Consider the following 20,556-nt stretch of genomic DNA (forward strand, 5'->3'; position numbering starts at 1 on the left):
TTTTATTATAATGATATCTTCCCTGCGTCTATAAGGTTTTGTAAGGCTATCATTAAGCCAAGTTTACCTTGTTCTAAGGACATAGATCCTTGGAAATATGCTATATACGGCTCTCTTATGGGACCATCAGCTGAAATCTCTATGGATGAACCGTCTATAAAGCTGCCTGATGCCATGATTATCTTGTTTTCATAGCCTGGCATGTCCCAAGGCTCTGGCGTTAAGAATGAGTCAACGCAAGCTGCCTTTTGGATCGATTTACAGAACTTTATAAGTATATCTGGGTCTTTGAACTTTATTGCACAAACAATATCTGATTTATGCTCGTTATATTCAGGTGTGCACTCAAAGCCAAGCTTTGTAAATACATATGAGAACAAGCTTTGAGTCTTTAAAGCTTCACATACTACTCGTGGCGACATGTATAAGCCTTGAAGTGTTGTTCTAAGCGTGCCATAAGATAAGCCTAGCTCTTTACCAAGGCCTGGTGCATATAAACGGTCTGCAGCTAGCTCTATAAGATCTTTTCTGCCTACTAAGTAACCGCCACCTAAACTTATACCAGCACCAAGATTTTTAAGCAGTGATCCAGCTATGATATCAGCGCCGATATCTGTTGGCTCAATACTATCAGTAAATTCTCCATAGCAATTGTCATACATTATAACAATATCTGGATGCTTCTCTTTAAACTTAAGCATATCATCTTTTATTGCGTGAAGATTGATTGCCTTTCTAAATTCGTAGCCAATTGACCTTTGCACGACTATAGCTTTGGTATTTTTTGTGATTTTCGCTTCTAAGGCATCAAAATCGATCGTAGCGCCTTTTAGCTCCACTTGGCTATACATTATACCTTTTTTCATTAATGAGTCCCTTAAATCGCCAATTAAGCCTATACTTTTTTGTATAGTGTCATAAGGAGTGCCAGTTACGTATATAAATTCATCTCCATGGTCAAGAATTGAGGAAAGCATTATATATATAGCATGAGTACCAGAAACTATAGAAGTTCTTACTAAAGCATCTTCTGCATTGAAGATGTCTTTGAAAATTTCTTCAATTTTGTCTCTACCGATATCTCCATAACCATAACCAGTAGCATAGTAAAAGTCTGATGCAGCTAAGTTATTTTTTTGCATAGCATGTATAACTTTTATTTGATTGATCTCTTTATTTTTTTCATACTCTTTGTATGTTTCGCTTAATTCATCACTTGCGTCATTAACTAAATTTATGACAGCATCTGATAAATCGTATTTTTTGTAAATATTATTCATTCTTCCACCTTTTCATTATGTCATTATATATTGTATTAATTGTTTGCTCTATATCTTCAAAGTTCATATCAATGAAATTTGCTTCACTTTCACGTCTAAACCATGTCAATTGTCTTTTTGCATAGTTCCTAGACTTTTGCTTAATCAGCTCAATAGCTCTTTCATAAGTAATTTCTCCTTGCAGATAACTTATAAGCTCTTTATATCCAATAGCGAGGAGAGCTCTATTTGAAGCAACTTCCTCACTACTCATATCCTTTATAATGTCTTTAACTTCATCTAAGAGACCAGCTGCAAACATCTTGTCAACTCTTTTATTGATTCTATCATATAAAAGCCCTCTATCTGTTTGAAGTATATAGATTAGCTTATCATATTCGTCATTGTATTCTCTGAAGTTTTTGTTTTCTTCGCTGTATTTATTGCCACTCTTGTATATAACCTCTAAAGCTCTAATTATCCTGAAAGTATCATTCACACTAAGCTTTTCAGCATATTCTGGATCAAGCTCTTTTAATTTATTATATAAATGCTCCTTGCCATATAGTTCTGCTTCTTTATTAAGCTTTTCTCTAAGCTCTTTATCTTCAGCTTCACTACTAAAGTCTAGCTTATATAATAAGGAATTGATATATAGACCCGTTCCACCTATGATTATAGGGATTGTGCCGCGCTCATTCATATCACTAATTAGCTTTTTTGCCTTCTTTTGATAATCGTAGACAGAGAAATTATCATGAATGCTGACTTCGTCTATCATATGATGCTTAATACCAGACATCTCTTCGTCAGTGACTTTTGCAGTCCCAATGCTCATTTCTTTATATATCTGCATTGAATCAGATGAGATTATCTCAGCATTTCCAAGCTTTTTAGCGAGCTCAACAGCGACCTTTGATTTTCCAATACCAGTTGGTCCTGATATAACTATAATTTTTTCTTTCATCATTGTATCCTATAGAACATCTTTTCAATCATATTCTTCTTAAGTATAATCATGCTTGGCCTGCCATGAGGACAAGTAGTTGGATACTTACACTTCTTAAGGTCTTCGATAAGTTTATCTATCTCAATATTAGATATCTTGTCTCCAGCCTTAATAGCATTTTTACAAGCGTATTTCATGATCTTTTCTACTTTATAGTCATAGATATTCGTCTTTTCTTCATCAAGTATACCAATTATATCTTTAATTAAGTCTAAGCTGTAATTACCGCCAAATATTATAGGTATACTTCTTACTACAACATTATGATCAGGATATATATCTATAGTAAAACCAAATTTATTAAGTAAATCCATGTTTTCTTTTATAGTTTCTTCCTCATTAACTGTTAGCTTTATAGGGCTTAGGCCTTCTATATATTGAGAATTTACTTTAGAATTCTTAAATTTTTCAGAAAACTCTTCGTAAAGAATCCTTTCATGCGCCGCATGTTGATCTATCATAACAACAAAGTCGTTATTGTAATCATAAAGCAGTATGAAGGTATTGAATAAAACGCCTTCTATCTTATAAGCATCAAGTATATTAATATCATCCATGACTATTCTGTTTTTATCATCTTCCGTTCTTTCGTCAAATATTAATATCTCTTCATATTCTTGTGAAGACTTTTTAATATCTTTATTTCTATTTTGTAATAAATTTATTTCATTTGTGAACTCGTCATCATCAAAGACTGGTATATCTGCATTATTTTGATCTATATCAATACGTTCGTTATTTATAAATTCATCATCATATTCAGTATCATTAGATTTAGCATAAACTGCCTTATCTTGGGCCCTCGTATCATCTTCATAAGTAATTCTTACTGCAGCATCACTAGCTTCTTCATCTTTTTCAACTATATTAAGCTTAGTCTCCTCTTCCCTCTCATCTTTTTTATCGGAAAAAGCTATCTTAAGCTCAACATCGCTATTGATGACGCGCTTTAGATTAGAGTTAAGTAAAATAAGTAGTTCATCCATGTCTTGTATCTTAACCTCAGTTTTAGCTGGATGTATGTTCACGTCAAGCATGCTAGGATCTATATCTATAAACAAGAAGAATACAGGGAATCTATTTAAAGGTATAGTAGATTTATAAGCTTCATTAATTACCTTGTTTATAGCGTCATTTTTAACGGTTCTATTATTTATATAAAGAAGCTGATTTTTCTTGTTGCTTCTATATAGAAGATTATTCGATATATAGCCTCTAATCTTAAACTTATCGCTTTCTATATTAACTTCCTTCATATTTATGGCTGTATCATAACCATAAAGGCTGTTGATCCTTTCGTATAAGCTTTGATCACTAAATAAGTCAAAAATAAGCTTATCATTATTCATATACTTAAAGCCTATACTAGGATTTGCTATAGCAAGCCTATAAAGAAGATCATTTATAAGATTTGACTCATAAGTATCTTTTTTTAGAAATTTCTTTCTTGCAGGAATATTATAAAAGATATCTTCGACTATTATGGATGTACCTTTATTAGTGGAAATATTTTCTATCCTTTTATTGCCATTAAAAAAGCTGATTTTAGATCCAATCTCTTCATCTTCGGTCTTACTTATAAGTGTAACATTGCTTATAGCTTTGATGCTTGCCAATGCCTCGCCTCTGAAACCCATAGTGTGTATCCTATATAAGTCATCAACATTCTCGATTTTGCTCGTAGAGTGCTTAATAAAGGCGAGATTAACGTCTTCTCTGTTTATTCCGCTGCCATTGTCAGAAATTGATATCTTTCTTTTTCCGCCATCATATATCTTGATAATGATATTTGTAGCGCCTGCATCTATTGAATTTTCTACAAGTTCTTTGACAACTGATACCGGTCTCTCAATAACCTCGCCTGCAGCTATCTTTTCAACTGTTTCTTTTGATAGTACTTTTATCATCTAATCACCTAATTTTTTTGCTCTTTCAATTATCTTATTTAGCTCGTTTAGAGCATCCATTGGGGTCATTGCATTTATGTCTATATTTTTGATTGAATCTACATAAGATCTGTACTTGTATTCATCTAAGCTAATGTTAGTCGTTTCTTTCTCTTTTTTTCTAACGCTAAGGTCCTGGTATTCAAGCCTATCCATCATCTCTTGTGCGCTTGATATAACCTCATCATTAATGCCGCTAAGCTTTGCTACATATATGCCGTAGCTCTTGTCTTGCGCTTCGTTTTTAATCTTTCTCAAGAATATAAGATCTTCACCATCATCTAATATATCCATAGATATTTGCTCAACATTTTTAAACTTTTCAGTTAAATGAGGTATCTCGTGATAGTGCGTACTGAATATGGTCTTAGCCTTAATCTTCTTTGATATATACTCAAGTATTGCAAAGGCTATGGATAAGCCATCGTTAGTGCTAGTTCCTCTGCCTACTTCGTCTAAAACAATGAAGCTATCTTTTGTCGCAAACTTTAGTATCTCATTTACTTCTTTCATCTCAACCATAAATGTCGAATTGCCTCTAGATATATCATCTGATGCGCCTATCCTAGTAAATATCCTATCTACTATAGGTAATTTTGCCTCGTTTGCTGGAACGAAGGAGCCTATTTGATTTAAGTATAAGGATATAGCTATCTGTCTCATATAAGTCGATTTACCGCTCATATTTGGCCCTGTGATGACTTTTATATACTTATTGCTATCAAAGTATACATCGTTCTCAATAAAGGCAGTATCTTTGAGATTTTTCTCAATAACTGGATGTCTTGAATTTTTTAATACAAGATCTTCATCGCTTATACTTGCCCTTACATATTTATTCTTTCTAGCAATATATGCAAGATTAACTATAAAGTCAAGATATGCAATCTTTTCGCTTAAGTTCTTTATCCTAGATAAGCTATCTAATAATTTATTTTTGATATCATTAAATAGCTCTCTCTCAAGTGATTCAAATCTATCTTTTGCTGTAAGTATCTCTGTTTCAAGAGCTTTAAGCTCTTCTGTTACGAACCTTTCACTATTAACAAGAGTAGCTCTTTTCATAAAATAGTCAGGAACCATATTTAAGTTAGATTTAGTAACCTCATAGAAATAACCAAGTATCTTATTATATTTTATCTTTAAATTTTTAATCTTTGTATTTTTTCTGTCCTTATCCTCAAGTAGTAGTATCTCTTTTAAAGAATCATTTTGTAGGCTTCTGTATTTATCAAGCTCCTCGTTGTAATTAAGCTTAATTATATATTCACTTTCCATTGAATCTATCGCTAGATCAATTAGCTTAACTAAGTCATCTAAGTCATAAAACTTGAAATTCTCTTTAATATTTTCATCTTTTATAATAGCTACAGCATTTTCAGCGTAGATAATATAGTCCTTAAGCCTTAGCATATCCTGCTTTGTAACTGTAATCTCATTGATTCTGTTGGAAATTCTGTCTATGTCACGAATATTCTTAAGATAGTTTCGTATGCCTGTCATTTCTATCTCATTTTTATAAAAATATTCGACTAAATCAAGTCTATCGTTTATATCACTAGCGTTGACAAGCGGCTTTAGCATAGCATTTTTAAGGTATCTTAAGCCCATAGCTGTCTTTGTATCATTAAGTATATCAAATAATGTTTTTGATTTAGTATTATAAGATGAGTCTATCTCTAGATTTAGCCTAGTTTGATCATCTAAGACCATTGTCTTTACATTATCATTGATATTTTCAAACTTAAAGTGCTTCAAATCATTCTTTTGAGTGTATTCAAGATAATTTATAAGATAATAGATAGCAATAGCTTTTCTATATTCATTTTTCTTGAGGCTTATATTATGGCTATCTTTTAAAATTGCTATGATATCATCAAGATTTTTTTCTACTCTATAAGTCTTTACATAGTCAAGAGATTTTTTATTTAGATACGTAATAAGGTCTTCTATATCTTTATAGTCATCATTAATAAAGACTTCGGCAACATTGTACTTAAATATGCTGTCAACGACATCATATATACTGCCCTTAAGAATGTAGTCATGAGCATCAATATCGCCTGTCAGGTAGTCGCACTTGACGATTGATGCACCAATATCGTCTATATATAGGTAGATGATATACTTATTTAGCTCTTCTTCGCTTGATGTTGTTCCTGGCGTAACTATCTTTACTATGTCTCTTTTAACAAGGCCTTGAGCTAGTCTTGGGTCTTCTACTTGATCGACAATTATAACTTTTTTATTATTTTGACCAAGCTTATTGATGTAGACGTCAACAGCTTTAGCAGGCACGCCGCACATAGGCGCTCTTTCATCTAGACCGCAGTCGCGTCCTGTTAAGACTAAGTCAAGTATCTCACTTGCTTCAACTGCATCATCGAAAAACATTTCAAAGAAGTCGCCAATCCTATACATGACTATAGCATCTTGATTCTTTTCTTTAAGTTCTACATACTCCTTCATCATAGGAGATAATTTATCTTTATCAATCTTCAACTTTCTCACCATTCATAGAAAATGATTTAACATCATTTATTATTACTTTAATAATATTGCCAATGTCTTCTTCATTTGCTTTAAAGTTTACTAATTTAAACTCTTCGGATCTACCTGAGTAGAAATTTTCATCTTTTTGAGATTTTCCTTCTACTAATACATTTAGTGTTTTACCTAGGTACATCTTGTTCTTTTCTAAGCTAATATCGTTTTGAACCTCGATTAGTTTTTGTAGTCTTGCGTTTTTAATATCATCAGGAATTTGATTTTCCATCTTAGCAGCAAGAGTACCTGGTCTTATTGAATATATAAAGGTAAAGGCTTGATCGTAGCCAACAGTTTTAACTAGATCAATAGTATCTTCAAAATCCCTATCACTTTCGTCTGGAAAACCTACTATGATGTCTGTAGATAAGGCAATATCACGTTTTAAGGATTTAATAAGCTCTATCTTTTCTAGATAATCTTCTCTAGTGTATTTTCTATTCATAAGCTTAAGTATTCTATTTGAGCCAGATTGCACTGGTATATGCAAGAATGGCATAAGTTTATCTATCTCATCAAAGGCATATATAAGCTCTTTAGATATATCCTTAGGATGAGACGTCATAAACCTGATTCTTTCAAGGCCATCTATATCAGCAATCTTATAGATAAGATCAGTAAATAAAATTTTGGGATCTAAGGTTTTTCCGTATGAGTTAACATTTTGACCAAGAAGCGTCACTTCTTTTACGCCGCCATCAACAAGGTGCTTAATCTCGGCTATTATATCCTTAGCCTCTCTTGATACTTCCCTGCCTCTAGTGTATGGTACAATGCAATATGTACAAAAATTATCGCAGCCATACATAATATTGACATAAGACTTGAAATTATATCTTCTATTTTGGCCAATCTTTTCTCTTGTCTTTAGATTGATTTGATCAATATTGATAACTTGTTTTTTTGTAGATAGATGTTCTTCAAGCAAATCTTCTAAAATGGCAATGGAATTAGTTCCAAATATGATGTCTACGTGTTTGAATTTTTCTTCTAGAAATTCTCTTGAAGAGTCAATCTCCATAACACAGCCGCAAACCATAATGATCTTTTTTAAATTATTTGCTTCCATTAGATGCTTTAAATCACCTAAGTTGCCTAATAGTTTATTCTCTGCATTTTGCCTTACAGCGCATGTATTGAATATAACTATGTCAGATTCAATCATATCATCTGTCTCTACAAAGCCTAGATTTGATAGTATCCAGCTTATAGACTCGCTGTCACGCTCGTTCATCTGACAGCCATAGGTTTTAATCATAAAGCTTGGTGATTTTTTATATTTACTTTGATAATCATCGATATATTTTTTTATACTATTCAATATATGTCTTACTCCTAACTAATTAAAGGCACGCCTAGGCGTGCCTTTAAAAATCAATTATTATTGTTCTTCTGATTCAGAATTTTCTATTGCATTTTTAAATAACGCACCCATATCTTCTGATAAGTCATCATTTTGTACAGGTAATTCTTTTACTTCAGCTTCCTTTATTTCTTTTTCTTCAACTTCAGGTTTTTCTTCTTCATGAACTTCTTCAGCTGCTGGAGCTTCTTCTTCGTATTCTTGTTCTTCTTCTTCTTCTTCTTCTACTGGTTCTTCAAGTCTTCTCTTAGATACACTAACCTTCTTGTCTTCATGAATTTCAGTAATCATAACTTCGAAGCGATCGCCAACTTTTAATACGTCCTTTGGATCATTAACTCTCTTATGAGAAATTTGTGAAACGTGTAGTAAAGCATCTACGCCTTCCATAATTCTAACGAAAGCGCCGTATGATTCAATATTAACAACTTCTACTTCAACAACATCGCCTTCGTGGTATTTTTCTGTAAATACTGTCCATGGTTCAGGTACTGTTTGTTTTAATCCAAGTGAAATTCTATTTCTTTCTTTATCTACTGATAAAACTTTAACTTCGATTTCTTCACCTTGTTTTAAAACTTCCTTAGGATTTCTAATTCTTCCCCATGTAAGGTCTGTGATGTGAACTAAGCCATCGATTCCGCCTAGGTCAATGAAAGCACCATAATCAACGATTCTAGCTACTATACCTTTGACTATTTCTCCTTCTTTGATGTTTTCCCAAGCTTCTTCTCTCTTCTTATCAAGCTCTTTCTTTTCAACAGCTTTTCTAGAGAATACTAATCTTCTTTTATTTATATCAACGTCGATAATTACAACGTCTAGATTTTGTCCAACAAATTCTTCAAGGTTTTCTTTATATCTAACTGATACTAATGAAGCTGGTATAAATCCTTGGATTCCGTTGTAGTTAACAATCAAGCCACCTTTAGTGACAGATTTAACTTTTACAGAAACTACTTCGTCTCTTTCCTTAACTTCTTCAATCTTTTCCCAAACTTCCATTTCTTTCAACTTCTTAGTTGATAGAACTACGTTACCTTCTCCATCGTCAATCTTAACTACATAAACTTTGATTTTATCGCCTTGTTTATATAGATCCTTTGGATTAACATCTTCTTCAGCTAGGTCTTCTTTTTTGATTATACCGTCGCTTCTAAAGTTGATGTTAACACTAACATCGTTGTCAGTTACATAAAGAACTTCACCTTCAATGATTTCGCCTCTTGATATTCTCTTGAAAGAATCATCAATAGCTTTAATCATTTCATCTTTTTTTGTTTCTTTAGCATCCTCCTTTTTCATTGTTTCATCGTGGTTTAAATTTTCCATTACTTTAATTGCCTCCTTAATTATATCATCAGGCACCGAAGCACCTGCTGTAATACCAATATTATAATCTGGTTTTATTAAACTCATGTCCAGCTCATGAATATTTTCAAGTAAATATGTTTTAGGATTAATAGTTTTCGAAATCTCATACAATTTTTTAGTATTTGAACTGAAATTTGATCCAAAGACTAAAACCATATCTACTTTATTTGCAAGCTCCCTAACAGCCTTCTGTCTGTTTTCAGTAGCGTTGCATATAGTGTTAAATACAAGTACATCCTCATTATGCTCTTCTAAGCACTTTGACATCTTATCAAATTTATCATGAATGAATGTTGATTGTGCAAAGAATGCAATATGATTTAAGCCAATAATTTCTTTAGCTTCATCTAAATCCTTAATGATGATTGCTTCTGTTTTAGAATGAGAAACTATAGCTTTTACTTCTGGATGTTCTTTATCACACGCTATAATAACATTATAACCTATATTTGAATATTTTTCCACTAATTCGTGAATATTTTTTACTTTTATACAAGTTGTATCGCAAATATTTTTATGATTATCCTCTAGGAGCTTAGTATTTTCAATGGTTTCACCATGCGCGCGTATGATTATATTATTTGAAAATATTTTTTTATAATCATCAATTTTTTTTAGCCCACGTCTAGTAAAATCATCGATAACTGTTTGATTGTGAATTAAGTCACCAACTATCTCCGCTTCTTTATTTTCTTTTAAAAAATCATTTGCTTTTTTTACGGCCAATCTAACCCCAGAACAAAAGCCGTAGTATTTTGCTAAATATATCTTCATTATAACGATGCTATCCTATCCATTAAGTTTTCGGAGAAATCTCCTTCTAGCTTCTCAAATTCGTCTACATCAATTATTTCACCAAAAGTCATTTTAACTTTAGAAAAAATTTTGTAGCTCGATTCAATATGGCAAGGGACGATGTTCGTGCCAGTTCTCTTTGCAATTAAGTGTATTCCATCCTTTGCCTTTGCTGTTCCATCTACATTTCTAGTGCCTTCTGGAAAGAAAATCAAATTATTGCCATTCTTAAGTGTTCTCATAACATCTTTTATGGCTTTAATATCAGCTTTTTCCCTATCTACTTTTATAGCGTTAGATTTATTAAGTATAAACCTTGTAAATGGGTTTTCGTAAAGTTCTTTTTTTGCAAAGAAAGCTATATTTGTACCTAAATTCATTGCTACAAATATAGGGTCCCAGTTTGATCTATGGTTTCCTGCGACTATAAAATTTGTATCTTGTTTTAAATTTTCCTTGCCTTTTATATCAAATCTGAATAATATTCTGCAAATTATTATTCCAACAAATCTAATGACTTTATACATTATTTATCTCCATTTATATAAGAAAGCATAAGCTCAACTGTTTCTTCGATGTTCTTATCATCTGTGTTAACTTCGATAGCATCACTTGCTTTTACTAGTGGATCTACTTCTCTATGTGAGTCGTAGTCATCTCTACGGATAAGATCCTTTTTGATATCATCAAAATTAACTTCTAAACCTTTTTCCAAGTATTCTTTGTATCTTCTTTTAGCTCTCACATCAGCTGAAGCTGTTAAGAAGAACTTGTAGTCGGCATCCTTTAATACAACGGTTCCTATATCACGGCCATCCATGATTACAGATGATTTAGAAGCTATCTCTCTTTGCAAGCTTACTAGTCTTTTTCTTACATCTCTATATTGACAAACATAGGAAACATTTTTATCGATACGCTCGTTTCTTATCTTGTCATCAACACAAAGCCCATCTAGGAAGATATGGTTTTCAAAATAATCTATCTTAGTCTTTTCAGCTAAGGCCACAACATCTTCTTCGGCTTTAGGATCAATATTATTGTTTAAAACCTTTAGTGTTAGTGCCCTATACATTGAACCAGTATCTACGTAATTAATCTTAAGTTTTTCTGCTAATAGCTTAGCTATTGTGCTTTTGCCAGCACTTGTTGGACCGTCTATAGCCACTTTTATATTATTACTCATATATTTATCCTTTCTTAGAGTTTGCGTTTTTCCTATATATACATCTTTTTTATCTAGATCTTTATTATAAAATACGCTTAGTCTTATAACGCCTTGCATTTGTCCTTCGACAAGCATTTCGTTTAAGCATATCAAAGCTGTATCATTTAGGCCAATATATCTAGCTGCAAGAGCTGGATATGCCTTGTCTAAGTCTTGAGTTACAGTAAATAAAACGCATTTAATCTCTTTTTTATCTAAATTATTTACGTTTATTATCTCTTCTAATAAAATTTTGCTTTGATTAATTATTGAACTTGCCGTATTTTGAGCATCTACTGCTCCTCTAATTACTACCACAACATCACCTACTCAATGCTTATTGCTGCTTGATAAGCTGTTGAAAATGCTATTTGTAAATTATATCCACCAGTTAAGGCGTTTATATCTAAAACTTCACCAACTATATATAGCTTATTTACTAATTTTGACTCCATAGTCTTAGGATCAATTTCTTTTACATTAACTCCGCCTGCAGTGATTATCGCTTCATCTATATCTCTTAATGAGTCGTACTTAAGATTGAAGTGTTTAAGATTATTAATAATGGCAGCTCTTTCAAGTTTTGTAATATCACATGCTTTTTTATAATAATCTAAGTCAATATTCTTTAGAAATATATTTATTAATTTTTTAGGAAGAAGCTTCTCTAGGACCTTGCCAATGGATTTAAGATGTTCTTCTTCAAATAGCATTAGAAGCTTATTATCGAGCTGTTCTTCACTTAGTGCAGGTTTTAAATCTAAATAGATAGTATAATCTTCATCATCTTTCATATATGAGGATGCGCTCAGTATTATTGGGCCAGATATACCAAAGTGAGTAAAGAGCATCTCTCCAAATTCAGTAAAGATAGTCTTTTTCTTTTGATTTATGACTTTTACCACAACATTTCTTAGTGATAATCCCATAAGCTCAAGCCTATCCTCTTTACTTAAACTTGTGTTCATTGCAACAAGTGAGGCCTTTATCGGCTTTATGCAGTGTCCAAACTTTTGCGCAAGTTTATAGCCATCACCATTAGAACCAGTTACTTTATAGCTCATACCACCACAAGCTATTACAAGGTTTTTTGCATAATCTACTCCAGAATTGGATACTATTTTAAATAAATCTTCATGTTTTTCTAGATTTTTAACTGTGCATTCATTTTTAAAATTTATATTCAAGTCCTTTATAAGCTTCTTAAACAATTCAATTATTTCCATGGCGTCATCCGATTGAGGGAATACTCTATTGCCTCTTTCAACTTTAGTTTTTATGCCATTGTCATTAAAAAATTTAATAAGATCATTAGCCGAATAATTATTTAATGAGCTATACATAAATTTTTCGTTGTGTACAATATTTTTAAGTATATTGTCATTGTCAGAGTAATTACAAATATTGCATCTGCCCTTGCCAGTTATTCTTAGCTTTCTTCCAGGGTATTTATTTTTATCATATAATATTACGCTTTTGCCGCGTTTAGCACAGTGAACAGCAGTAAAAAGACCTGCAGCTCCTGCACCAACTACAGCTACATCATATACTTTATTCATTATTTATCTTCATAAGGATCAAAATCGTATATGTCGTATGACTTATAAATCCTTTCCATTTCTGTTAAATAATCTTGTGTTGAATCTAAATTTTTAAAGCTTAGTCCTGCTATGATTATATTTATTAAAGATAGTGGTGCAACAAATGAATCAATAAATAGAATTATATCGTTTTTAGCAATTAAAACTAAGTCGCTGTTCTTAGCGATGGTAGTGTTTGTATTGTCTGTAAGTGATATAACTTTGCTTCCCTTTGATTTAGCGTATTTTAATATACTTACTGACTTTTTAGAGTATCTTGGATAGCTTATACAGAAGAATGTATCTTCTTCATTCATGTGTAGCATGCTCTCAAAAACAATATCATCGTCAGAATTTATTATAATAGCATCTTTGCCCATTAATTTTAAATAAAAGCAAAAGTAGTTTGCTAAAAATGAAGAGGTTCTTAAGCCTAGTACAAATATTTTTCTACTATTGTTTAAAATATCTATGCCTTCGTACAGCTTTTCTTTGTCAAGATCGTTTTTTAACCTCTTTACGTCGTGAGCATCAGTTGCTAAACATGATTCAACTAGCTCATCCATAGTTGATATCTCTCTAAGCTTAATTCTGTCTATATTTGATAGACTTATCTTGGCTAGCTCGTGTATATCATCTTTTAATTCTTTATATCCATCATAACCAAGTAATGTTGCGAATCTTACTACTGTTGACTCACTTAAACCAAGTTCCATAGCAAGTTTTTGAGCTGTTTGGAAGGTCGATTTGTGAAAATTGTTGAGAATATAGTCAGCAATTAACCTTTGACCCTTACTAAATTGCTTTTTGTTTTGTTCAATTCTATAAATTAGATTTTTCTCCATCATCTTCACTCCTCTTCTCTAAAATATATGTTTTACATGGTTTATTCTTTTGGTTAATAAACTCTAATTTGATAACATTAAATATTTTTTGATCTAAACTTTTTAAATATTCATAAATTTTACTATCTTCCAGACTGCCTTCTTCGTGGCCAGGATATGTAGTTATCATAACGATTGCACCATAGTTAAGTTTTTTTAATAGCTTTTCTATTGAGCTCATAGTAGTATATAATCTTGTTACTAGCTTTTTATCAGCTCCAGGTAAATAGCCTAGGTTATATATAGCAAAATCAATATTTTCTTCTATATCTGATAAATCATCGTGGCTTTTATTTAGATAGATACAATTTTTATACGCATAAGACTCCAAGAGAGATTTTGTGTTTTCTATTGCCTTCTTTTGTATATCATAAAGATATAGCTTTTCATAATTTGGCGCGTTTTGCAAAATTCTTAAGCTGTCGTGCCCGTTACCGCAAGTCATGTCAACAAGAATCTTCTTATCTTTAAGAAAAGTTTTTAATAAGTAATCAATAAAATGATTCGTGTTATCTAAGAATTTATATTTCATCTAAATGATTCAACTTCTTCCTTTGATAGTCTTCTGAATTCTCCTACCTTTAGTACGCCTAATTCTAGAGTGCCTATCTTAACTCTTTTAAGCATTAGGACCTTATATCCTAAGACTTTAAACATATTTCTGACTTGATGGTTTCTTCCTTCGCATATTGATATAGATACTAAGGAACTGTCATCATATACATTTAGCACTTTTACTATGCTTGGAGCTGTCTTAACTCCGTCTAGATAGACGCCGTTTCTTAATTTATTAAGATCGTTCTTATTAGGAGCCTTATCTAGTTTAGCAATATATTCTTTATATATTTCATTTTTTGGATGCATAATGCCATTGGACCATTGGCCATCATTTGTTAAAAGCAACAAGCCAGTAGTGTTTGCGTCTAGCCTACCCACTGGATAAATCCTCTTTTTAATCTTGTAATCATATAAATCCGATATAATGTTCTTAGCATATTTATCTTTTAGTGTTGTTACGTAGCCTAGTGGCTTGTTGAGTGCAATGTATATCTTTTTATCTTTATCTACATTAATTACTTCGCCATTTAATTTAACTACGTCAATCTCTGGATCAACGAAGAATGGCATTTTCTCAACTACTATATTATTTACTGTTACTCTCTTTTTTTCAATAAGTTCGTCTGCCCTTCTGCGAGATACTTCTGCATTTTCTGCAACAAACTTATTCAGTCTCACTTTCTCCATTGTCTTGCCTTTCTATATTTATATCCATGTTTATATCTGGAAGCTCTGATAAATCCTCTATGCCAAAGTTTCTTAAAAAGATATCACTTGTCCCATAAAGTATTGGTTTACCAGGCGTATCAAGCCTACCTACTTCTTCTATCAAGCCTCTGTCAAGCAAAGTATTAACAGGACCATCCGACTTTACAGATCTTATCTTTTCTATTTGAATCTTAGTAACTGGCTGTTTGTAAGCAATTATTGATAGTGTTTCAATAGATGCATTGCTTAGATTATTTTTCGGCTTTTCACTCAGCAGTTTTTTTACGTAATCAAAGTATATATCTCTACTTATAAGCTGATAAGAGCTATTCATTCTAATGATTTTTAATCCATCATTTGATGAATCCATTTCATTTCTAAGATCTTCTATAGCTCTTTCAATTTCTTCAATATCTACTTCGCATATATCGCTAATAGTTTTGATATCGAGAGGGTCTCCCCATGCAAATAGCAATGCTTTTATAATTTGCTTTATATCATTCATGATTATCACCCAAGTATGTAAAATCTATATCTGAGAATGTTGCTTCTTGTTCGTAGCTAATAACTTTGTTTTGTATAAGCTCTAAAACGCTTATAAATAGCGTGATTACATAAGCTACGTCCACTATTTCAGGAATAAACTCACTTAGTTTTACTTTTTTATTTTTCTTAAATTTTTTAACTATATCATTTGTCATCTTTTTGACACTATATTTTTCTCTACGTATACTGCTAGATTCTTCTTTGATAATTGTTCTCTTATTAGTCAAAAGTGATACAAGTACTTTAGATAGATTGTTCAGGTCAAAGTTAAGGTCAAGAGCATCATCTTTTTCATCAATCTCATCCATTGGCTTAAAAACAAAGTTATTCGACTCTTCATACATTGTGTTTAAGTACAAAGATACATCTTTAAATATCTTGTATTCAAGAATATTTTTACTAAGTTCTAGACGTGGATCTTCCTCAATATTATCCTTTTCTACTGGTATAAGCATCTTTGATTTTATCTCCAGCAATCTTGATGCCATAACTAAAAAGTCACTACTCATTTCGACATCTATCTCTTGAGAAGTATTAATATAGTCAAGAAATTTTTCTGTTATTTCATTGATGGGTATATCGAATATATCCATCTTGTCCTTATCTATGAGTTCTAATAGTACATCAAAAGGACCTTTGTAGCTGCTTATTTCAACGTTATACATCAGACTATCTTTCCTATCATATTAATCATAAAATTAACCATTGGTATAAGTATTTTATCAAGATTATCAGTCATTATCAGTAATAAGAGTAGTATATAGCCATATTTTTCGTACTTTATTAGATAATACTCATACTTTGGTGGTAGAAATGAAAACAACAGCTTTGATCCATCTAGTGGTGGAATAGGAATAAGGTTAAATACGCCTAAAACAATATTGAACCAGAATATATTCATAAATATCTCAAATACAAAGTCACTTAGTCTTATATGTTTCATAATAATTACTGAAATTATTGCCAAGATAAAGTTAGTTAATACACCAGCAATAGAGACGAAGAAAGTACCTTTTTTTCTGTCTCTAAAGTTATTTGGGTTTATCATAACTGGTTTTGCCCAACCGAATTTGAAGAAAATCAAACAAATAGTTCCGATTGGATCAAGATGATGAAGTGGATTTAATGATAATCTACCATCATTTTTTGCTGTTTCATCACCGCAAAGGTATGCTGCGTATCCGTGTGCCATCTCATGAGGTATTATTGCAACAAGCACAGCTATTGTTCTTATAATAATATCTTGTAAATTAATATCGCCAAACATTATCTAATCACCTCTAAAATGTGCTTTTCTTTTATAGCTTTGTCGCCATAGACGACGCTAGCTTTTAAATTAGCTAATTGTTCAGAACTTAGTTCCTTATTTGATCTTATTGTAAATAATAAGTCGCTTTTATCAATCTTATCGCCAATACATTTTTCATTTATCAAGCCAACTGTGTAATCAATTTTGTCTTCTTTCTTTAATCTACCTGCGCCTAATTCATTGAGTGTCTTTGCGATATCTTTAAGCTTATACGAATTTAAATAGCCACTAGTATCTGCCAAAATCTCAGTCTCATATCTAGCCTTATCAAATTTATTAATATCTTCAATATATGATATATCTCCACCTTGATTGTGAACAAATTTTAAAAACAATTCAAAGGCTTTTCCATTATCTAAAACTCTTTTTATCTTATCTTTTACTTCATTATAATCTACATCTTCAAGGTTTAGTAGAAGTTCATAAACAATATGATTTATCTCATCATATATATCATCATAAGCTTTAAAATTACCTTTTAAAAAGTCGACTACTTCTATAATCTCTAGATTATTTCCAGCTCTCTTACCAAGAGGTTTGTTCATTGAGCTTATTATACAAGTAGTTTTTCTATTGAATGCTTTGGATACATTAAGCATAGCGTCACAGAGCTCTTTTGCCTTATCAAAGCTTTCCATAAAGGCACCGGTACCACACTTAACATCTATAAGCAAGGAATCATTTCTAAAGCTAAATTTTTTACTAAGTATAGATGAGGCTATAAGAGGAATTGAATCGACACTTGCACAAACATCTCTTAGTGCATATAAAATCCTATCTGCCTTTGCAATATTTTCTGATTGGCTTACTATGAAGAAGCCTAAATCATTAGCTGTTTTTTCTATCCACTCATCGCTTTGATCTACCTTAAATCCAGGAATTGATTCTAATTTATCAAGAGTGCCGCCTGTAAAACCAAGACTTCTGCCGCTCATCTTTAAAAATTTATATCCCATAGACGCAAGTATTGGACCAAGTATTAAGCTTATCTTGTCACCTACTCCACCAGTTGAGTGTTTGTCAAGGATTGTCGAGTCTACTCCTTCGAAATCAATATATTCACCGTTATCAATTATTGCTTTTGTTAAGTAATAAGTTTCTTCGTCGTTAAGTCCATTTAAAAATATTGCCATAAGTAAACTTGATGTTTGATAATCAGCTATAGATTCGTCTAGAATACCTTTTATAAAGAAATCAATTTCATTCTTATTTAATAATTTTTTATCTCTCTTTTTCTCAATGATGTTAATTATGTTCATTTTTACTCTTTATATAATCGTATGCATAATTAATTGCAATGATTGAGCTTGCGTTTTGAACTTCACCATACAATACTTTTTTTCTAAGCTCTTCAATTTCGATTTCTTCTACTTCTAAAAATTCGCCGTCATCAAGATTTTGTTCTGTTTTAGCTAAGTCTTCAGCTAAAAACAAATCTATCTTTTCGTCAGAATATCCTGGTGATGTATAGAACTCCATAATGTATTTTGGATTCTCGCAGAAGTATCCTGTTTCTTCTTCAAGCTCTCTACTTGCAGCTTGTACTGGAGTTTCTTGTACCTCAACTAAGCCAGCTGGTACCTCTAACAAAGTTTTTTCAACAGCTTTTCTAAATTGTCTAACCATTAAAAGCTTTGTGCCCTTTATTGCAATGATGACCACAGCAGGTTTATGCTCTACTATCTCTCTCTTTGAATACTTTTTATTAGGCATTTCAATAGTATCAATACGTAAACTTAATATTTTACCTTGATAAATCTTTTCACTTTTTAATGTTTTTTCTACTTCAATATGTTCCATTCTAGTCCTCACTTTTTAATAATTCTTTTGCATTTTTTATTGCTATATCACTTATCTTACCTGAGCTTAGTAGCCTTGCTAGTTCAATCACTCTTCCGTCGTAATCTAGTTTTTTAACGTGACTTATAGTTGCCTCGCTATCGCTAGCTTTTTCTACTAAGTAGTGTTCCTCAGCTTTAGCTAATATCTGTGGTAAGTGTGATATTGATATTATTTGATATTTATCTTTTAATTCTCTAAGTTTATTCGCAAGGCAGCTAGCAGTGTAGCCGCTAAGCCCTGCGTCTATCTCGTCAAAGATGATTGTGTCAATATTGTCAAAATCAGCGCCTAAATTTTTAATTGCAAGCATTAGTCTTGACATTTCACCGCCAGAAATGATTTCGCTTATGGGTTTAACTGATTGACCTTTATTTGCGCTCATTAAGATTTCAACGTCATCATAGCCATAATCTTTCATAGTTTTCTTTGCTTCGACCGAAATCTCGACTTGAATATTGCTCATATTTAAAGTTCTTAACTCATCTTCAAGCATTTTTGCAATCTTTTTAGCAAGAGCTTTTCTTTTGAGACTTAAATCACTCGCTTTTTCATCATAAGATTTTTTATCTTCTATGAGTGACTTTTCTAATGCTGCTTTTTCTAGCTCTATATTTCTTATTTCATTTAGCTTATTATCTAAGTCTTCTCTATATGCGTTTATTTCAGCAATACTATTGCCATACTTATACTTAATTTTATTTATTTCATCTAGCCTCTTACTTAATTCATATAGCCGCTCTTGATCGTAGTCAATAGAGTCTGAAAAGTATTTTATTTCTTCATTTATATCCTTAATAAGCTCTTGATAGTCCATAAGTTTTTCATACCAAGACTCAGCGTCTTTTGAATACTCTTTTAAGTCATCAACTAAATTACTCGCGTCGGATAAGATTGAATCTACGCTGTAATTATCACTATCTCTAAGCATTTGATTTATATTATATGCAGTCTTTTTGATATCTTCGCTCGAGTTTAGTCTTTTTATCTCAGTCTCTAGATCTTCATCTTCTCCATCTAAAATTTCAGCTTCGTCTATTTCATTTTTTTGAAATTCTATAAAATCTATTTGATTGTCGATATCTTTTTGATTATTAGGAAGCTCTTTTAAACGCTTATTGCTTTTTTCTATCTTTAAATATAATTCATTTATTTCTTTGAGCAAGGTCTTGTAAGCATTATCACCAAAATAATCAAGTATATTTATGTGCTCATTTTTGTCAAGCAGTGTAAATTGTTCTTTTTGTCCTAATATATCAATACTTAAAGCACTTATTTCGCTTAAATCTTTTAGACTTACGCTTATATCGTTGATGTAGTTTTCACTAGGCTTATCTCTATATATAATTCTCTTTAAAATAAGTGGACTCTTAATTTTAGCGTTTAAAATAGAATTTATTTTGTCTAGTTTTTTATTATCTATATCAATATGAGCTTCTATGCTTGATGAAGCATAGCCGTCTCTTATTTGATTTTTACTAGCTTTTGCGCCTAGAACTACAGCTAAGGCATCTACTATGATGGATTTACCACTACCCGTTTCTCCAGAAATAGCTGAGAATCCATCGTTGAAATCAAGATTTAATGAATCAATTATAGCAAAATCTTTTATATATAATTTACTAAGCATTT

18 protein-coding genes and 1 pseudogene are annotated in these 20,556 nt (G+C 31.7%); all 19 read right to left on the reverse strand.

The features are described from left to right. Window positions 1-5 precede the first annotated feature (5 nt). The gene (locus BN3004_RS06265; RefSeq protein ID WP_058260344.1) at window positions 6-1,280 is read right to left on the reverse strand and encodes a methionine gamma-lyase family protein; all 1,275 of its coding nucleotides are present in this window, start codon (window positions 1,278-1,280) and stop codon (window positions 6-8) included. Continuing rightward, window positions 1,273-2,226 carry a tRNA (adenosine(37)-N6)-dimethylallyltransferase MiaA gene (miaA, locus tag BN3004_RS06270; protein WP_082244111.1) on the reverse strand — a complete coding sequence of 318 codons (954 nt, stop codon included), beginning with the start codon at window positions 2,224-2,226 and terminating at the stop codon, window positions 1,273-1,275. The genes BN3004_RS06265 and miaA overlap by 8 nt, the downstream gene beginning before the upstream one ends. Then, window positions 2,226-4,175: a DNA mismatch repair endonuclease MutL gene (gene mutL, locus BN3004_RS06275; protein WP_058260346.1), complete on the reverse strand. Its 1,950-nt coding sequence runs from the start codon at window positions 4,173-4,175 to the stop codon at window positions 2,226-2,228. The genes miaA and mutL overlap by 1 nt, the downstream gene beginning before the upstream one ends. Continuing rightward, a complete protein-coding gene (mutS, locus tag BN3004_RS06280) occupies window positions 4,176-6,716 on the reverse strand; it encodes a DNA mismatch repair protein MutS (RefSeq protein WP_058260347.1) in 2,541 nt (846 codons plus the stop codon). Beyond that, window positions 6,706-8,019 carry a tRNA (N6-isopentenyl adenosine(37)-C2)-methylthiotransferase MiaB gene (gene miaB, locus BN3004_RS06285; RefSeq protein WP_349267125.1) on the reverse strand — a complete coding sequence of 438 codons (1,314 nt, stop codon included), beginning with the start codon at window positions 8,017-8,019 and terminating at the stop codon, window positions 6,706-6,708. Before miaB ends, mutS begins: the two co-directional genes overlap by 11 nt. Before the next feature lie 123 nt (window positions 8,020-8,142). Then, a complete protein-coding gene (locus BN3004_RS06290; protein WP_058260349.1) occupies window positions 8,143-10,272 on the reverse strand; it encodes a bifunctional 4-hydroxy-3-methylbut-2-enyl diphosphate reductase/30S ribosomal protein S1 in 2,130 nt (709 codons plus the stop codon). Next, the gene (locus BN3004_RS06295) at window positions 10,272-10,820 is read right to left on the reverse strand and encodes a lysophospholipid acyltransferase family protein (protein ID WP_058260350.1); all 549 of its coding nucleotides are present in this window, start codon (window positions 10,818-10,820) and stop codon (window positions 10,272-10,274) included. Before BN3004_RS06295 ends, BN3004_RS06290 begins: the two co-directional genes overlap by 1 nt. Beyond that, on the reverse strand, window positions 10,820-11,479 hold the full coding sequence (gene cmk, locus BN3004_RS06300) for a (d)CMP kinase (protein ID WP_058260696.1): 660 nt from the start codon (window positions 11,477-11,479) through the stop codon (window positions 10,820-10,822). Before cmk ends, BN3004_RS06295 begins: the two co-directional genes overlap by 1 nt. Before the next feature lie 18 nt (window positions 11,480-11,497). Next, window positions 11,498-11,818: pseudogene (locus BN3004_RS08565) on the reverse strand (chorismate mutase); the annotation flags it as partial. 8 nt (window positions 11,819-11,826) lie between these two features. After that, entirely contained in the window at window positions 11,827-13,059 is a 1,233-nt protein-coding gene (locus BN3004_RS06305; RefSeq protein WP_058260351.1) for a BaiN/RdsA family NAD(P)/FAD-dependent oxidoreductase, read from the reverse strand. Then, complete coding sequence (locus BN3004_RS06310) at window positions 13,059-13,928, reverse strand: MurR/RpiR family transcriptional regulator (protein ID WP_082244115.1); 870 nt, start codon at window positions 13,926-13,928, stop codon at window positions 13,059-13,061. The genes BN3004_RS06305 and BN3004_RS06310 overlap by 1 nt, the downstream gene beginning before the upstream one ends. Beyond that, window positions 13,903-14,496 carry a tRNA 5-(aminomethyl)-2-thiouridylate-methyltransferase MnmM gene (gene mnmM / locus BN3004_RS06315; protein ID WP_058260353.1) on the reverse strand — a complete coding sequence of 198 codons (594 nt, stop codon included), beginning with the start codon at window positions 14,494-14,496 and terminating at the stop codon, window positions 13,903-13,905. The genes BN3004_RS06310 and mnmM overlap by 26 nt, the downstream gene beginning before the upstream one ends. Continuing rightward, window positions 14,493-15,209, reverse strand: a complete 717-nt coding sequence (locus BN3004_RS06320; protein ID WP_058260354.1) for a pseudouridine synthase — start codon at window positions 15,207-15,209, stop codon at window positions 14,493-14,495. Before BN3004_RS06320 ends, mnmM begins: the two co-directional genes overlap by 4 nt. After that, window positions 15,187-15,735 (reverse strand): SMC-Scp complex subunit ScpB, encoded by a 549-nt coding sequence (scpB, locus tag BN3004_RS06325; RefSeq protein ID WP_058260355.1) that lies wholly within the window; start codon window positions 15,733-15,735, stop codon window positions 15,187-15,189. Before scpB ends, BN3004_RS06320 begins: the two co-directional genes overlap by 23 nt. Further along, window positions 15,728-16,441 (reverse strand): segregation and condensation protein A, encoded by a 714-nt coding sequence (locus BN3004_RS06330; protein WP_058260356.1) that lies wholly within the window; start codon window positions 16,439-16,441, stop codon window positions 15,728-15,730. The genes scpB and BN3004_RS06330 overlap by 8 nt, the downstream gene beginning before the upstream one ends. Further along, window positions 16,441-17,043, reverse strand: coding sequence for a site-2 protease family protein (locus BN3004_RS06335; RefSeq protein WP_058260357.1), 603 nt, complete (start codon window positions 17,041-17,043; stop codon window positions 16,441-16,443). The genes BN3004_RS06330 and BN3004_RS06335 overlap by 1 nt, the downstream gene beginning before the upstream one ends. Next, entirely contained in the window at window positions 17,043-18,344 is a 1,302-nt protein-coding gene (locus BN3004_RS06340) for a thymidine phosphorylase (RefSeq protein ID WP_058260358.1), read from the reverse strand. The genes BN3004_RS06335 and BN3004_RS06340 overlap by 1 nt, the downstream gene beginning before the upstream one ends. Next, the gene (locus BN3004_RS06345; RefSeq protein WP_058260359.1) at window positions 18,331-18,885 is read right to left on the reverse strand and encodes an NUDIX hydrolase; all 555 of its coding nucleotides are present in this window, start codon (window positions 18,883-18,885) and stop codon (window positions 18,331-18,333) included. Before BN3004_RS06345 ends, BN3004_RS06340 begins: the two co-directional genes overlap by 14 nt. Before the next feature lies 1 nt (window position 18,886). Further along, window positions 18,887-20,554, reverse strand: coding sequence for a DNA repair protein RecN (gene recN, locus BN3004_RS06350; RefSeq protein ID WP_058260360.1), 1,668 nt, complete (start codon window positions 20,552-20,554; stop codon window positions 18,887-18,889). Window positions 20,555-20,556: the final 2 nt, after the last annotated feature.

Source organism: Fenollaria timonensis, from assembly GCF_001457835.1.
GTDB classification, from domain to species: Bacteria; Bacillota; Clostridia; order Tissierellales; family Peptoniphilaceae; genus Fenollaria; species Fenollaria timonensis.

Excerpts from the sequence above, each read along its gene's own strand:
- BN3004_RS06265 (WP_058260344.1), bottom strand. The coding sequence starts at position 1,280 with ATGAATAATATTTACAAAAAATACGATTTATCAGATGCTGTCATAAAT.
- miaA (WP_082244111.1), bottom strand. The coding sequence starts at position 2,226 with ATGAAAGAAAAAATTATAGTTATATCAGGACCAACTGGTATTGGAAAA.
- mutL (WP_058260346.1), bottom strand. The coding sequence starts at position 4,175 with ATGATAAAAGTACTATCAAAAGAAACAGTTGAAAAGATAGCTGCAGGC.
- miaB (WP_349267125.1), bottom strand. The coding sequence starts at position 8,019 with ATGATTAAAACCTATGGCTGTCAGATGAACGAGCGTGACAGCGAGTCT.
- BN3004_RS06290 (WP_058260349.1), bottom strand. The coding sequence starts at position 10,272 with ATGAAGATATATTTAGCAAAATACTACGGCTTTTGTTCTGGGGTTAGA.
- BN3004_RS06295 (WP_058260350.1), bottom strand. The coding sequence starts at position 10,820 with ATGTATAAAGTCATTAGATTTGTTGGAATAATAATTTGCAGAATATTA.
- cmk (WP_058260696.1), bottom strand. The coding sequence starts at position 11,479 with ATGAGTAATAATATAAAAGTGGCTATAGACGGTCCAACAAGTGCTGGC.
- BN3004_RS06305 (WP_058260351.1), bottom strand. The coding sequence starts at position 13,059 with ATGAATAAAGTATATGATGTAGCTGTAGTTGGTGCAGGAGCTGCAGGT.
- BN3004_RS06310 (WP_082244115.1), bottom strand. The coding sequence starts at position 13,928 with ATGATGGAGAAAAATCTAATTTATAGAATTGAACAAAACAAAAAGCAA.
- mnmM (WP_058260353.1), bottom strand. The coding sequence starts at position 14,496 with ATGAAATATAAATTCTTAGATAACACGAATCATTTTATTGATTACTTA.
- BN3004_RS06320 (WP_058260354.1), bottom strand. The coding sequence starts at position 15,209 with ATGGAGAAAGTGAGACTGAATAAGTTTGTTGCAGAAAATGCAGAAGTA.
- scpB (WP_058260355.1), bottom strand. The coding sequence starts at position 15,735 with ATGAATGATATAAAGCAAATTATAAAAGCATTGCTATTTGCATGGGGA.
- BN3004_RS06330 (WP_058260356.1), bottom strand. The coding sequence starts at position 16,441 with ATGTATAACGTTGAAATAAGCAGCTACAAAGGTCCTTTTGATGTACTA.
- BN3004_RS06335 (WP_058260357.1), bottom strand. The coding sequence starts at position 17,043 with ATGTTTGGCGATATTAATTTACAAGATATTATTATAAGAACAATAGCT.
- BN3004_RS06340 (WP_058260358.1), bottom strand. The coding sequence starts at position 18,344 with ATGAACATAATTAACATCATTGAGAAAAAGAGAGATAAAAAATTATTA.
- BN3004_RS06345 (WP_058260359.1), bottom strand. The coding sequence starts at position 18,885 with ATGGAACATATTGAAGTAGAAAAAACATTAAAAAGTGAAAAGATTTAT.
- recN (WP_058260360.1), bottom strand. The coding sequence starts at position 20,554 with ATGCTTAGTAAATTATATATAAAAGATTTTGCTATAATTGATTCATTA.